15 protein-coding genes and 1 pseudogene are annotated in these 14356 nt (G+C 62.1%); 12 read left to right on the top strand and 4 right to left on the bottom strand.

The annotated features are described in order from the left end of the window. Window positions 1–97 precede the first annotated feature (97 nt). From FJ443_RS27490 to FJ443_RS27480, 3 genes are read right to left on the bottom strand one after another with little or no spacing between them, the layout of a single operon-like run. A complete protein-coding gene (locus FJ443_RS27490; RefSeq protein WP_140498500.1) occupies window positions 98–721 on the bottom strand; it encodes an amino acid synthesis family protein in 624 nt (207 codons plus the stop codon). Further along, window positions 718–1110 (bottom strand): carboxymuconolactone decarboxylase family protein, encoded by a 393-nt coding sequence (locus FJ443_RS27485; protein ID WP_140498501.1) that lies wholly within the window; start codon window positions 1108–1110, stop codon window positions 718–720. Before FJ443_RS27485 ends, FJ443_RS27490 begins: the two co-directional genes overlap by 4 nt. A gap of 17 nt (window positions 1111–1127) precedes the next feature. Then, entirely contained in the window at window positions 1128–1907 is a 780-nt protein-coding gene (locus FJ443_RS27480; protein WP_181165367.1) for an alpha/beta hydrolase, read from the bottom strand. Window positions 1908–2056: 149 nt separating this feature from the next. On the opposite strand from FJ443_RS27480, the gene FJ443_RS27475 reads away from it, so the two are divergent. From FJ443_RS27475 to FJ443_RS27460, 4 genes are all read left to right on the top strand, one after another. Next, window positions 2057–2779 (top strand): GntR family transcriptional regulator, encoded by a 723-nt coding sequence (locus FJ443_RS27475; protein WP_181165366.1) that lies wholly within the window; start codon window positions 2057–2059, stop codon window positions 2777–2779. After that, window positions 2776–3756 (top strand): aldo/keto reductase, encoded by a 981-nt coding sequence (locus tag FJ443_RS27470; RefSeq protein WP_140498503.1) that lies wholly within the window; start codon window positions 2776–2778, stop codon window positions 3754–3756. Before FJ443_RS27475 ends, FJ443_RS27470 begins: the two co-directional genes overlap by 4 nt. Before the next feature lie 81 nt (window positions 3757–3837). Further along, entirely contained in the window at window positions 3838–4518 is a 681-nt protein-coding gene (locus FJ443_RS27465; RefSeq protein WP_140625443.1) for a GntR family transcriptional regulator, read from the top strand. 73 nt (window positions 4519–4591) lie between these two features. Continuing rightward, complete coding sequence (locus FJ443_RS27460; RefSeq protein WP_181174440.1) at window positions 4592–5422, top strand: alpha/beta hydrolase; 831 nt, start codon at window positions 4592–4594, stop codon at window positions 5420–5422. Between the two features lie 95 nt (window positions 5423–5517). On the opposite strand, the pseudogene FJ443_RS27455 reads toward FJ443_RS27460, so the two are convergent. Next, window positions 5518–6062, bottom strand: a pseudogene (locus tag FJ443_RS27455) (glycerol-3-phosphate dehydrogenase); the annotation flags it as partial. Between the two features lie 346 nt (window positions 6063–6408). Between FJ443_RS27455 and FJ443_RS27450 the strand changes: the two are divergent. From FJ443_RS27450 to FJ443_RS27415, 8 genes are all read left to right on the top strand, one after another. After that, entirely contained in the window at window positions 6409–7227 is an 819-nt protein-coding gene (locus FJ443_RS27450; RefSeq protein WP_140513420.1) for a metallophosphoesterase, read from the top strand. Window positions 7228–7265: 38 nt separating this feature from the next. Then, on the top strand, window positions 7266–8471 hold the full coding sequence (locus tag FJ443_RS27445; RefSeq protein WP_140666402.1) for an ABC transporter ATP-binding protein: 1206 nt from the start codon (window positions 7266–7268) through the stop codon (window positions 8469–8471). After that, window positions 8468–9388, top strand: coding sequence for a sugar ABC transporter permease (locus FJ443_RS27440; RefSeq protein WP_140498510.1), 921 nt, complete (start codon window positions 8468–8470; stop codon window positions 9386–9388). The genes FJ443_RS27445 and FJ443_RS27440 overlap by 4 nt, the downstream gene beginning before the upstream one ends. A gap of 29 nt (window positions 9389–9417) precedes the next feature. Next, a complete protein-coding gene (locus FJ443_RS27435; RefSeq protein ID WP_140498557.1) occupies window positions 9418–10278 on the top strand; it encodes a carbohydrate ABC transporter permease in 861 nt (286 codons plus the stop codon). Window positions 10279–10398: 120 nt separating this feature from the next. Continuing rightward, window positions 10399–11673 carry an ABC transporter substrate-binding protein gene (locus tag FJ443_RS27430; protein WP_140513416.1) on the top strand — a complete coding sequence of 425 codons (1275 nt, stop codon included), beginning with the start codon at window positions 10399–10401 and terminating at the stop codon, window positions 11671–11673. Between the two features lie 111 nt (window positions 11674–11784). Further along, window positions 11785–12618 (top strand): phosphodiesterase, encoded by an 834-nt coding sequence (locus FJ443_RS27425; protein WP_140498512.1) that lies wholly within the window; start codon window positions 11785–11787, stop codon window positions 12616–12618. Beyond that, window positions 12615–13400, top strand: a complete 786-nt coding sequence (locus tag FJ443_RS27420; protein WP_140561359.1) for an inositol monophosphatase — start codon at window positions 12615–12617, stop codon at window positions 13398–13400. The genes FJ443_RS27425 and FJ443_RS27420 overlap by 4 nt, the downstream gene beginning before the upstream one ends. A 26-nt stretch (window positions 13401–13426) precedes the next feature. Further along, a complete protein-coding gene (locus FJ443_RS27415; RefSeq protein ID WP_140666401.1) occupies window positions 13427–14107 on the top strand; it encodes an HAD family phosphatase in 681 nt (226 codons plus the stop codon). Window positions 14108–14356: the final 249 nt, after the last annotated feature.

Raw genomic sequence — 14356 nt, 5'->3', positions numbered from 1 at the left:
TGCCTTCTATCCATGACAAATCCTCCGTTGGTTCAGTTCCCGATATTATCGGCATTGCCGTTATTGGCCTCCGGGCAAGGACCCGGAGGCTTGCGCGTTATTTGCTCTCGGCTGGCAGCGGCCGGCCGGCCTGATCGACTCCCATGATCCGCATGTCGTTGAACCGATCGCCGATGCGATGGTGCGGACGCCCGCCGCTCGCGGCGCCCAAGGCGATGACGATCTCGTCATGCGCAGGCGCGTCGGGAATGGTGAATTCCACGGTCAGAAAATGAGCGCGGCTTCCCTTCTTCTCAGCGTCCTTGTGGGTCAAGGGAACGGTGAGCGCGGTGCCGGCGCCGGCACGCTTGTTCGTGAACGGGAGAAAGGAATCGCCACCAGCGGCGATGCGGAAGACATTGCCGAAATGCAGCGTGTGGATCAGGCCGGCCGCGTGTTCGACTTCGCCGTCCGTCCCGGTCACCGCGCACTTTCCAAACGCTTCTATCCTGTCCGGACCGCCCATGATCGCCACCAGGCGAGGCACGAGGGCATCCGTGAGAGCCTTGGCGTGCTCCATGATGTGCGGCTGCAGGTCCTCGACGAATGCCGATCCTGCCCAGGGATTACGGATTACCGCCGCGCAGGCGGCCATGCGAAGCGGAACCGGCGCGACGCGCCCCCCTTCGATAAGCGTGTCCTCGACGAAATCGACGATCTTGCGGATCAGGACCCCAGTCATTTTTCCACTCCGCCGGCTGCGAGTTCGGCAAGCACGCGGTTGGCAATGCGATGGCATTCGACGCCGACAGGAACGCCGCAATAAATCGTGAGATGGGTTATCAACGCGTCCAGCTCGTCACGGGTGACCCCGTTGCGAAGGGCGCCGCGAAAATGCAGTTCCCACTCATGCATGCGGTTGAGCGCGGCAATCATGACGATGTTCAGCATGCTGCGGGTCCTGGCATCCAGCCTGTCGTCACCCCAGGCCGTTCCCCAGCAATATTCTGTGATAAATGACTGAAAACCCTTGGAAAACTCGGTTGCCTTGCTCAGCGAATTTTCAACATATTCGCTGCCGAGCGTCGCCTTGCGCCGCTCCAGCCCACGCTCAAATAGCGTCTCGTTCATTCGTCTTCCCTTCATTTTCAGCGTGGACGCAAAAGGAACTCGCGGACATGGTCGGACACCAGCTTGGATGCCTCGACCAGGACGCTGTGCTTCAGGCCGGCCAGAATGCGTAATTCCGAATCGGGGATCAGCCGGTGCATCGTCTCGGCCATCCGGACATTCGACCCCTGATCGAATTCGCCCGTCATCACCAGCGTTGGCTGTCTGATCTCGGGAAGCCGATCCACCAGTTCGGTAAGGCCGAACACCCGATACGCCTCCAGGTAAGACGGCACGTGGACAGCCTTGAGCTCGGCAATTCGCCGCTCGATCACATCGGGATGGCGCTCGGCGAATTCCTTGGTGAACCAGCGGTCGTGCGCAGCACCAACGACTGCGTCCATACCGCCGTCGCGGATCATCTGCAGGCGCGCCACAACCTTCTCACGTTCGGCGGGGGTGCGCCCCGCAACTGCGGAAAGAAGCACGACGCGCTCAAACCGGTCCGAATAGGAACAGGCCAGTTCTTGCGCGATCAAGCCCCCCAATGAAAAGCCGACCAGATGGGCTTTGCGCACGCCGGCGTCGTCCATCACCCGAACGATATCGGCGGCAAACTTCTCGACGGAATATTCCGAATCGATGTGCGCGGACTGACCATGACCGCGCAGGTCGGAGCGAATAATGTCGAAGCTGCCCTCCAATTGGAGGCTGACGTCCTCCCAGCTTTGCAGGTTGGCGCCGACACCGTGCACCAGCACGAGAGGATGGCCCTTACCGCTTCTCTCATAGGCGATGAGATCGTCTTTGGTGCGCATCGGCGCCATCCCAGGTCCCTCGTTCGAACTCGATTTTTTTGGTATACCGACAGACAGGCATATGGTCAACCGTATTTGAATCGGCTACTTGTGATGAAAGAGTCGAACGCGTAGCTGTCATGGAAGGAACGACGGGAGAGGACGCCGCGATGCATGAATGGACGGACTGGTCGATTGCGGATTCGCCGACATTGCGCGAGCAGACCGTTGTCACGCTGCGCGAGGCGTTGTTCAACGAAGTGTTCAAGCCGGGTGACAAGTTGGTGGAACGGAAGCTTGCCGAGCAGACCGGCGTAAGCCGCACAAGCATTCGGGAAGCGCTGAGCCAGCTTGAGTCCGAAGGGCTTGTGACTCGGGTAGCCGGCAAGGGCATGTTCGTGACCCGCTTGTCGGAACGGGAAGTCCGGCAGATCTACGAGGCCCGCGCAATCCTGGAATCGGCCATGGCGCGCCTGTTTGTCGAACGGGCCAGCCAGGAACAAATGGACGAATTGGCGCGGCGTATTTCGGAAGCAGGCGAAACCGACACCTCCGAGCTTGCCAGGCAGCATGCCGAGAAGCTCGACGCGGTGTGGGACATCATCATGCAAGGCGCAGGCAACGACATCACCAGGCAAATGACCTTTCTCCTGCATGGCCGCGTCACCTATCTGCGCACCGTCACCACCCGCGTCGCCTCGGCTGAACGGCGCAGGAATACGATGGCCTTGCTCCACGGCATTTTCGACGCGCTGCGCGCGCGCGATGCCGACCTCGCCGAAAAGCTCACGCGCGGGTATGTCGAAAGATCCGCGGCTTTCGCGCTGTCGCTGCTGCGGGACTCTGGGCAGAACGCCAAATCCTCATCACGCAAGCAACGGATCGACACATGAACTATGTCAGGCTCGGCAAGAGCAATCTGAAGGTATCCCGGCTATGCCTCGGCGCGATGGGATTCGGATCCGCGGGATGGCGGGCCTGGGTGCTCGATGAGAAGGCGTCGGCGCCGATCGTTGCGCGCGCCCTCGACCACGGCATCAACTTCTTCGACACCTGCGACTTCTATTCGGCTGGCGAGAGTGAACGCATTCTCGGCCAGATACTCGTTCTCAAGCAGCCGCGCGACAGCTTCGTCATCGCCACCAAGGCGGGAAACCCGATGGCCGCGCATTGCAACGGCCGCGGCTACTCCAGAAAGCACCTGTTCAAGGCAATCGACGATTCGTTGGTCCGCCTTGGAACCGATCACGTGGACCTCTTCCAGACGCATATCTGGGACAAGGACACCGACCTCGACGAACTGGTCGATGCCATGGCGGATATCGTGCGCGCCGGAAAGGCGCTCTATGTAGGCGTCACGACGATGCCCGGCTGGACACTCGCAAAATGCCGTGCGGCTGCCAGCGCACGCGACCTTCCGGCATTCATCTCGATGCAATGCGAATACAATCCCGCTCACCGGGAGTGCGAGCGGGAACTGCTTGCCTACTGCCGCCACGATGATGTTGCCCTGATACCGTTCAGCCCGATCGCGCGCGGCTTCCTTGCCGCGGACCGCCGCAATCCCGGCCAGCAGACGGCGCGCACGAAAAGCGACGACTATACGCAGAGATATTACCACCGCGACGGCGACCACGCCGTGCGCGAAGCCGTCGCTGCCGTTGCCGCCGACATCGGAAAGACACCGGCGCAGGTGGCTCTCGCCTGGACATTGGCGCGCCCCGGCATTACCGCGCCCATCTTCGGAGCGACCTCGACAGACCATGTCGACGAGGCAGTCGCGGCATTGGACATAGTGCTTACGCCCGAACATATCGACCGCATCGACGGGGCTTACGAGCCACGGCCGCTGAACGCCTCAGGCCACTGAATGAAGCACAATGCTTGCGGTAAGCTGATATGCTTGTGAAATTGCACTCGTTCGCGCACGTTTCAAGGGAGCAAATCCGCCGTGTATGATCTGCGAGTCCATGCTCCGCCGCGCCTGTACACGCAGGTGGCCGATACCATCCGCAACGCCATCGTCGTCGGAGAACTGGCGCCGGGAGAGCGGCTGGTGGAGCGCACGCTTTGCGAGCGCATGGGCGTTTCGCGGACGTCGCTCAGGGAAGCGATGCGCGAGCTCGAGAACGAGGGCCTGGTCACGAACCTGCCCAACCGGGGGCTTATCGTCTCTGTCGTCGATCCCAAGATCGCGAAGGACATTTTTGACCTTCGCGAGGCGCTGGAGGCGCTTGTATGCAGGTTGTTTTGCGAGAATGCGACTGACGATCATATCACGCGTTGTCGGGGCGTGTATGACGAGTTGATGGAAACCTATCGCGTCGGTGTGGCGCACGAAATGATAGCTGCAAAGACTAGATTCTACGACGTCTTGATAGCGGGCGCGAACAATTCCGAGGCGGAACGGATGCTTCGCAGCATCCATATGCGGGCCTCACAGTTGCGCATGATTTCTCTTTCCGATGCAGAGCGGCGAAAGGCATCTCAGGAAGAGCTGGCAGCCCTGCTCGACGCCCTGGTGAACCGCAGGGCATCGGATGCCGAGCGGCTTGCAAAAAAGCATGTACGCAAAGCCGCCCAGTTCGCGCTCGGGATGATCGAACAGCTTGAAAACCAATCCGTCAGGTGATCGGCGGCGCTTGAAAGCGCGAGACGCCGCCCGTCCGCCGCTACCCGCGGCGACGGTGAAGGAGAATTATGTCGTGGCGGGCGGCATCCGTACGCGCTATTTCGAAGCTGGCAGCGGACCGGCCGTGATCCTGCTGCACGGCTCGTCACTGGCGATCGATGCCTGGTCCACCTGGCACAACACCATCCCGGCACTCGCGCATGACTTCCGGGTGCTGGCGCCCGATCTGGTCGGCTTCGGTCTCTCGGATGCGCCGGTGGACGGGAAACACGTTCCCCGCCTCGAAAGGCGGCATCACGTTTCAGCCTTCATCGAAGCGCTCGGCGTCACCCGATGCGCGCTCGTCGGCCATTCCGAAGGCGGTTTCATCGCGGCAATGCTCGCCGTTGAAAAGCCGGGTCTGGTCGATAAGGTGGTTGTCGTGAGCAGCGGTGCGACCTCCCCGCGCCTCGGCGGAAATGAGGACCACGCTTGGCAGGCAGCAGCGGCAGCAGCGTATAATGTGCTCGAGGGATGCGACACCGAGGAAGACTTTCTGCGAACCAATGCGAGGCTAAGCACGAAGAATCCGCCGGAGTTCGTGGAGCTGCTAAAAAAGAACTACCGCCTGGCCTGCGAGTCCGGTCAGTTGGAGCGCTTCAAGCAGGCTGCCCGGAAAAAGGACGACACCGAATATACCCAGATCCAGGAGGACCATCTCCTTCCGCATTTGCCCACCATGCAGGCCAAGCTGTTCATAGCCTGGTCAGGCTGCGACGAAACCGTGCCGGTGGCGCGCGGCATCAAGCTGCTGGAACGCGCGCCGCAAGCCGACATGCACATTTTCGCCAATGCCGCTCACATGGTCATGATCGATCGCCCACGCGAATTCAATGGAGTTGTCCGGGACTGGCTTGGCAGCTAGCGCCGGTCAAAAAACCGTCCAGCTTATGACCCACAGCAAGTCGTCCCAAGAGGGCCGCCATGCCGCGGGAGGATGTCCTCGGGCGTGCGCCCTCACTCCCTCGCCACCAGGTAACGCGCTTCCGAGTCGTAGAGCAGCCCGCCATAGTGCTGCCCGAGGTCGGACATGCCAGCCGTGGCGCCCACCACCTCCTGACCGCGTGCCGTAGAGCCGCCGGTAATGATGAACGAGGGCGCGCGGCATCCACGGCCATGTTTCGCATAATCCGTTGACGGAAGGCTCAAAGTCCGCGTTCGGCATGTTGCCGCCCGGCAGCGGCACACTCGCGGTCCAGTCGCCCCCCATCTGCGGAAAGATATGTTCGAGGCGATGGGCCGCGCTAGGCCAATTTCCGGAAGGTCGTGATCTTGCCGCCGAAGACATTGAACAGTGGCGTGCCCCCGGTCTCGTCAAGGTCGAAGACGTAGTCGCGCGTAACCGCCGAAGGGTTCCCATTGCCGTCGTCGAACAACAGCCGCACGCCCCAGAACGCATACAGCAAGTCCTGGGGGCGCAGCTTCTCTTTGAAGTAGCGGTTCACGGCCGCGCTCAAATACTCGATCTCGGTCTGGTCGATCTGCACCGCTTCGGCAGCACCCTCTAGGCGCCGCAGTTCGAGGTGCGGCTACGGTCGCGATTTTTGTCTTGATATTTTTATCAACCTGTGAAATTTTTTTCAATTAAATGCTGGAGGAAGTTTTCCGCACCTCAGAATGCCCTGACAATGGGCATCGGACGGAGAACACGATGGGAGGTTCAATATGCCGGTCCAAGCCGTTTCAACCGAGTGAGCCTTTCCTGCGGGAGACGCCGCGTCCTGGACCTAAAAATCCGGCGTCGTCGTCACACCTTCACAGGCAGGGGAAAGAGTGCATCCGGCTTCAGGCGCTTTTTTCAAAACGACGAGATCAACGCCGCGAGACGCGGCAAAGGTTCCAGAACGTCCGATGACGCGAATAGTGCAGATTTCCGATACCCATCTCAGCCCTGGCAAGCGACACTTCCATGCCAACAGCCAGCCGCTCCTCGACTGGCTGAAGGAAAGCGATGCCGACCTCGTTATCCATACAGGCGACGTCACCGTGGATGGCGCCGATGTCGAGGAGGACATGCGCTATTGCGCCGAGATGATGGACTCCATCGGACTGCCCTATCTCGCCGTGCCGGGCAATCACGACGTGGGCGAGCCCAAGCATCTCTATCAGCCAGTCAACGCAGAACGTCTGGCCCGCTGGCGACGTCATTTCGGGCCGGACTGGTGGCATCGCGACATCGAGGGCTGGCGCCTGATCGGGCTCGATTCGATGCTGTTCGGCAGCGACGAGCCGGCCGAAACGGAGCAGATCGCGTGGCTGGAAAACGCCATGCGCGAAGCGTCCGGGCGCCGGATCGGCTGGTTCACCCATCGCCCGCTCTTCATCGGCGAGCCGACCGAAGGCGACGTTGGATACTGGGCGCCCACTCCCGAGCCTCGCGCGCAACTGCTCGACATGGTGCGCCGCTACGACGTGGCCTTCGTGGCCAGCGGCCACCTGCACAAACTCTACGATCGTCAACTCGGCGGCGTCCGGTACCTGTGGGGGCCGTCGTCCGGCTTCCTCGTCGAGGCGCACTTGCAGCCGGAAGGGATGGCCGGAGAAGCCACCTTGGGCGTGCTCGTCTACGACTTTTCCGGGTCCGATTTCACCGTGCGGCCTCATGAAATTCCGGGCCTCACACCCTTTTTCATCGGTGATGTCGTGCATGAGGTCTATCCACCGAGATAGCGCCTCTACCCAATTGTTCGCGAAACGGAGCAACCCCAGTGGCTGCAGTGGAAATAAAGAACCTTTCGAAGTCCTTCGGGCCCCACCGGGTTCTCAAAGACATCAACCTGTCCATCAACGATGGCGAGTTCCTGACGCTTGTCGGCCCCTCCGGCTGCGGAAAATCGACGCTCATCCGCATCATCGCCGGCCTCGAGCCGCAAACCTCGGGCTCGATCCTCGTCGATGGCGCGCCGATCGATCATCTGAGGCCGCATGAGCGGCGCATCGCCATGGTGTTCCAGAGCTACGCGCTCTACCCGCACATGTCCGTCTTCAACAACATGGCCCTGCCCCTGACGATGACCGGGCTTAGCCTCTACGAGCGCCTGCCGCTCGTCCGGCTACTCTCGTCCCGGCGCCGCAAGGTGATGCAGGAGATCGGCAAGCAGGTCAGGGGCATCGCGGCGCAACTTCAGATTGAACCTCTTTTAGAGCGCAAGCCCGCCCAGCTCTCCGGCGGCCAGCGTCAGCGCGTCGCGCTCGGTCGCGCCATGGTGCGCCAGCCCGCCGCTTTCCTGATGGACGAGCCACTTTCTAACCTCGACGCCAAGCTGCGCGTCCACATGCGTAGCGAGCTGGCCGAGCTTCACCAGAGACTCGGCGCGACATTCGTCTACGTCACGCACGACCAGGTCGAGGCGATGACCATGTCAAGCCGGGTCGCCATGATGGAAGGCGGAGACATCCTTCAACTCGGCACGCCCGACGAACTCTACGACAGGCCGGCCAACATCCAAGTCGCCCAGTTCATCGGCAGCCCGACGATCAACCTGATTCCCGTGACGGTGGGGGTCGGTGGGCGGCTGGAATTGCTCGGAAAGCCTCTGCCGATCGGCACCGCCCTCCCCGCCGGAGAGAAAGCGACGATCGGCGTCCGCCCGGAAATGATCCTGCCCGGCGCGGTCTCGGGCCAGTCGGCGGACCAGGTCCCGCTTCCGGCGAAGCTGCGGCGCAGCGAGCATCTCGGCTCCGAGAAGATCCTGCATTTCGATGTTCCCTCGCTCCCTGGGATCTTGGTGACCTCGCGCATAGGCGCGGGCGTGCCGGACGGTGAGGTCGAGAACACCGAACTCTTGTTCCATCCCTCGGCCTGCCATGTCTTCGATGCCGCCGGAAACCGCGTGGAACCCCAAGTTTCCCAAGACGCGGCCACCGCCGCCAAGGGAAAGCTGCGCCTCGCAGAGGGAGCGCGCGCATCATGAGCCTGACCGCGGTCCCCGCTCCGCCCGCCCGGCCCGGTGCCCGGCAGGCCTTCATCGAGAGGCTGGTCGCCGGCGGCTTCGCGCTGCCTGCCCTGCTTTTGCTGGTGCTGACGATCCTCGTGCCGCTCGGCGTGCTCGGTTATCTCAGTTTCACCGACTACGAGCTCGGCGAGGTCGATGTCCATTATGTCGGCCTGCAAAACATCACCGACGCGCTGACCGATCCGGAATTCCGCCGCGCACTCAAGAACACGCTCGTCTACGTCGCGATCGTCCTGCCCGGCTCGGTGATCCTGTCGCTACTCGTCGCCGTCCTCGTTCACCGCCGCAAGCGCACCCGCTCGCTCTACGAAATCATCTACTTCCTGCCTGTGACCTCGACCTTCATCGCCATGGCGACGGTGTGGCAGTTCCTGCTGCACCCCAGCCTCGGCCCGGTGAGCGCGGTGCTGCGCTGGCTCGGCATCGGCGAGGTCGCCTTCCTGAGCAATCCCTCGCTGGCGCTGCCGACGCTTGCCGTGATCGGCATCTGGCAACTGGTCGGCTTCAATATGATCCTGTTTCTGGCCGGCCTCTCGACCATTCCAAAGGACCTCTACGAAGCCGCCGAGATCGACGGCTGCGGCGGCGAAATCGACCGCTTCCTGACGATCACGTGGCCGCTGCTGGGACCGACGACTATGTTCGTCATCGTCACCAGTTCGATCACCGCCTTCAAGGTGTTCGACACGGTGGCGGTGCTGACCCATGGCGGTCCGGTGGGATCGACCGAGGTCCTGCTCTACAAAGTCTACCTCGAAGGCTTCCAGTACTTCCGCATGGCGTATGCGTCGGTCCTCACCTTCATCTTCCTCATTTTCATTCTGGTCTTCTCGATCCTCCAGACCGTCGTCATGGACCGCAGGGTGCATTACTGATGACCGACACAACCATCACTGCTCCCGCGATGGGGGGCACAACAACCACACCAGCTGGCTCCGCCGGCCGACGCTTCGCCTCTCTGTTCATCACTCACGGCATCCTGATCACCGGCGCGGCGTTCATTCTCCTGCCTTTCCTGTGGATGCTGGTGACCTCGATCAAGCCGCCGGAAGAGGTGTTCAACGCCCAGCTCAGGATCTGGCCGAAGCATTTCTACGGCTTCGAGAATTATGCGATGGCGCTGACCAGCGCGCCGCTGCTGCGCTTCGCTCTCAACGGCGTCATAGTGTGCGGCGGCATCCTCATCATCCAGCTTCTGGTCGCCATCCCATGCGCCTACGCGTTGGCCAAGCTGAAGTTCCCGGGCCGCAACCTGCTTTTCGTCCTCGTCCTGCTCGGCCTATGCGTGCCCGAACAGGTGCCGGCGCTGCCGATCTACATCGCGCTGGCGAAGATGGACCTGCTGAATACCTATTTCGCCATGATGGTGCCCTTCTTCCTCTCAGTCTTCGCGATCTTCCTGTTCAGGCAGTTTTTCCGTTCCTTCCCCGACGACATCATTCATGCCGCGCGGCTCGACGGGATGAGCGAGTTCGAGATCGTGTGGCGCATCGTCACGCCCAGCGCCATGCCGGCGATCGCCGCCTTCGCGGTGTTTTCCTTCGTCGCGCACTGGAACGACCTCTACTGGCCGCTAATCGTCATATCCGACGTCAACCTGGCGCCGCCGCCGCTCGGCATGATGTTCTTCTCGGACGCCGAAGCCGGCACCAACTACGGCGCACTGACGGCCGCCGCGACCATCCTGACCGCGCCTCTGCTGCTCGCGTTCCTGTTCGCACGCCGCCGCTTCATCGAGGGCGTCACGATGACCGGCGTGAAATAAAACTGACAACTGGCGCGGCTAGAAGCCCGGTCGCGCCGTTCCCCCACACCTTTCGCGGGGCAAGGCGGCATCATCGCCTCAAGAGCATCGGGCAAATCGCATAACCGGAGGAAAGCCTTAATGAAATTCCTGTCAAAGATCATCGCGGCCTCGGCCGTATTGCTGGGAGCGGCGTCGACAGCGCTGGCCCAGTCTCCCGTGACGCTCGACGTCTACTACGCATTCCCGGCCTTCGCGAAGTTCCATGAGCCGCTGGCCGCGGAATTCATGAAGGAACATCCCGACATCAAGATCCAGTTCCGCGCGCCGGCGGCCAGCTACGACGAAGGCCACCAAGCCATGCTGCGGGCCTCCATCACCAACAACCTGCCCGACGTCTATTATTCGGGCTATCACGTCCTGCATGAATTGGTCGGCAAGCTGAAGGCGCGCAACCAGATATTGGACCTCGGCACGATGATGGACGCTGAGTCGAAGGAATGGCGCGACGCCAACTACGCCGACAACATTCTCGACCTCGGCCGGGTGGACGGCAAGCTCTACGGACTGGCCTTCAACGCTTCCATGCCGATCATGTTCTACAATGCCGACCTGGTTAAAAAGGCCGGCGGCGATCCCGACAACATGCCTACCGACTGGCCGGGCATTATGGAACTCGCCAAGAAGATCAAGGCCACCGGTTCCGGCATCGCCGGCCTCGCCTACAATATTCATGACTGGCCCGACGAATGGCTCTGGGACGCCATGTTGATGCAAGGTGGGGGCGAGCTGACCAAGGACGGCAAAGTGGCCTTCGGCGACGAGCACGGCCTGAAGGCGCTGGAATATTTCCGCAGCTTCGTCACCGATGCCGGCATGCCGTTGATCGACTGGGATCAGTCGCGCCAGGCCTTTATCGCCGGCCAGATTGGCATCTTCTTCGATACGCCTGCCCGTCTCAGCCAGGATACCGAACTGATCGGCGACCGATTCAAGCTGCGTACCGCGGTCTTCCCGGTCGACGACAAGGAAAAGGGTGGCCTGCCCACAGGCGGCAACGCGGCGGTGATCACTGCCTCCGACCCGGCAAAGCAGAAGGCGGCCTGGGAATTCCTTAAATTCGTCACCGGCCCCAAGGCGCAGGAGCAGGTCGTGAAGATGAGCGGCTACCTCCCGACCAACAAGGCCGCCACCGGGACCGACTATCTCGGCCCGTTCTACGAAGCGAACCCGAATTACGCCACCGTTGCCAAGCAGATGGCACTGTCGCGCCCGTGGCCCGGCTATTCGGCGGGCAACACGGTCCGCATCTGGCGCACCCAGCGCGAGATCATCAGCAAGGTCATGAGCGGCGACGTATCCATCAAGGACGGGCTCGACAGCCTCGTCTCCGAAACACAGGCACTCATGAAATAAGTCGCCATGCCACGCGCGCCGGCCGGCTTCGGCTGGCGCGCCCTTTTTAAGGTGGCGCCGATGTGGCGCCCTTCTTGTGTCAGCCCTCCCTTCACACTGCCGGACCTCCCGATGCTCATTGCACAGATCAGCGATTTTCATATCCGACCCGACGGCCAGATGGCCTATGAGGGTCTCCAGACCAACACCATGACTCGTCGCGCCATCGCGACCGTCGCCGCGCTCGATCCGGCGCCCGATTGCGTCCTCGTCACCGGCGATCTCGCCGATTGCGGTCGCCCGGAAGAGTATGCGCTGGTCGCCGACATGCTGTCGGCCCTGCCCATGCCCGTCTTCGTCATTCCTGGCAACCACGACCGGCGTGAGACAATGCGCGAGGTGATGGCGCCGAAATTCCCCTATCTGAGCCAGTCGCCGGATTTCCTGCATTATACGATCGAGGACCTTCCGGTCCGCCTTATCGGGCTGGACACGGTGCAGCCGGGCGAGGACGGTGGTGCGATCTGCGAGCGGCGCGAAGCCTGGCTCGGTGAGCGTCTCGCCGAGGGCGACGGCCGCCCGACCTTCGTCTTCATGCACCATCCGCCCTTTCCCGTCGGCGTGCACGGCATGGACATCATGATGTGCGTCGTCGGCGACGGCTTCCGCGACATGATCAGGTCCCACGCCGAAATTGAGCGGGTGGCCTGCGGGCACTATCACCGGCCCATCACCACGCGCTTTGCCGGCACGGTCGGCTTCGTCGCGCCGGGCGTCGCGCACCAGGTCGCGCTCGATCTTCGTCCGGGCGAGCCCAATCGCTTCATCTTCGAACCGCCGGCTTTCGCCCTGCACGCCTGGTCGCCGCAGACCGGTATCGTTTCGCACGTCGTCCCGATCGGCGATTTTGGCCCCGCCCACGATTTCATCACCGATGTCGACTACCCCGGGAAAAACGAAACATGAGCGACTACCGTCAAATCCTGAAAGACGCCGATGCCGTCGCACGCAAGGCAGCCGCGACGTTGATGTCGATGCGCGAGGAGCGCCTCGACGTCACTCGCAAGGAAGGGCTGGACATTGTCACCGCCGCCGATCTCGCTTCGGAGCGCATTGTCATCGACGGGCTGCGCGCGCTTACGCCGCAAGCTTCCATCCTGTCGGAAGAAGCCGGCACGACGGGAATCTTGGGCGAAAGCCGCTGGATCGTCGACCCGCTCGACGGCACGATAAACTACGCGTCCGGCCTGCCGTGGTTCTCCGTCACCATGGCCTATCAGGAGCAGGGTGCGACGAAGGTCGGCCTGACCGTCGCGCCCGCCGCCGGCTTCGAGGCGCACTACACCTGCGAGGGGATCGCGACCGTCAACGGCAAGACGGCCAATGTGTCGACAACTGCAAGACTGGCCGATGCGGTCATTGCCGTCGTGCTGACGTCGCACTTTTCGGCCGAGGAGGTGGCGCGCACCGCAGAGATCGTGCGGCGGCTCGGCGTCGGCGCGCGCGGCGTGCGCGTTATCGTCTCAGGGGCCTTTGAATATTCGATGGTCGCCGCCGGCCAGCTCGATGCGGCGGTTTCGATCAAGGCCGACGTCGTGTCCTACGCGGCTGCCATGCCGCTGCTACGCGCAGCAGGAGGCAAGGTCACCACGCTTTCAGGTGTCGACTCCACAGACGAGGACACGCAGAAGGTCGGCTCGAACGGGCTCATTCACGACGAACTTCTTGAAGCGCTACGCGGCCTGTGACACCTGGCGCGCAAACCGGAGCGAGCATGCAAGACACATTGATCATATTCGACTGCGACGGCGTGCTGGTCGACAGCGAACCGCTGGCGGCGCTTGCCTACGGGCGGGTCTATTCGAAACACGGCATGGAACTCGACCCGCAGGCGGTCCTGCAATGCGTCGGCATGAAGCAGACCGACATCCTGGAGCGCATCAGGCTCACGACCGGCCATCGTCTTGAGGAGCATCAGACCACGGATTTATGGGACGAGGTGAAAGCGCTCTTCACCGAAAGTCTGCAGCCGATGGCGGGCCTGAAGCCCTTCCTTGAACAGCTGTCCAATCCCCGCTGCGTCGCCTCATCCTCCTCGCTGGAACGGATATATCACAGCCTTTCGGTCACAGGGCTCGCGAGATTCTTCGGCGAGAACATATTCTCATCGTCAATGGTCGCGCGCGGGAAGCCCGCCCCCGACATCTTCCTGTTCGCCGCGGATCAGATGAGCATCGAACCGAAGCACTGCGCGGTTGTCGAGGACTCGCCTTTCGGCGTGCAGGGCGCAGTCGCCGCCGGCATGACGGCGATCGGCTTCATCGGCGGCGGCCACACCTATCCGGGGCATGCCGAGAAACTACGCGTGGCCGGCGCCCGAACCATCTGCGCCGACTGGGACGAAGTCGCGCGCGAACTCGTTTCTCTGGAGTTGATCGCACCCGTCTCCGTGTAGATTTCAGGCCCAGCGAAAGCCGGGCAGCAGATAATCCGGCACCGCCCTTTCCTGCTCAAACACCGTCGAAAGCGCCGCGTCGCCGAATGTAACAGATAGGTAGGATTCCGTAATTGGGGCCGGAACAAGAGCTGTTTCAGAATCTGCTTAAGGTCGAACGGAGAGCGAACACCCGGATGTTCGCTGTGGATGCGCGATTGCCAGCGAACTTTCGAAACTACCTGCCGGTGCCAGAGGTACCGCTCACAT

The sequence above is a fragment of the Mesorhizobium sp. B2-6-1 genome (assembly GCF_006440475.1).
Lineage (GTDB): Bacteria > Pseudomonadota > Alphaproteobacteria > Rhizobiales > Rhizobiaceae > Mesorhizobium.
The sequence above is the reverse complement of the archived record's forward strand: the minus strand, read 5'-3'. Positions and strand labels throughout refer to the sequence as shown.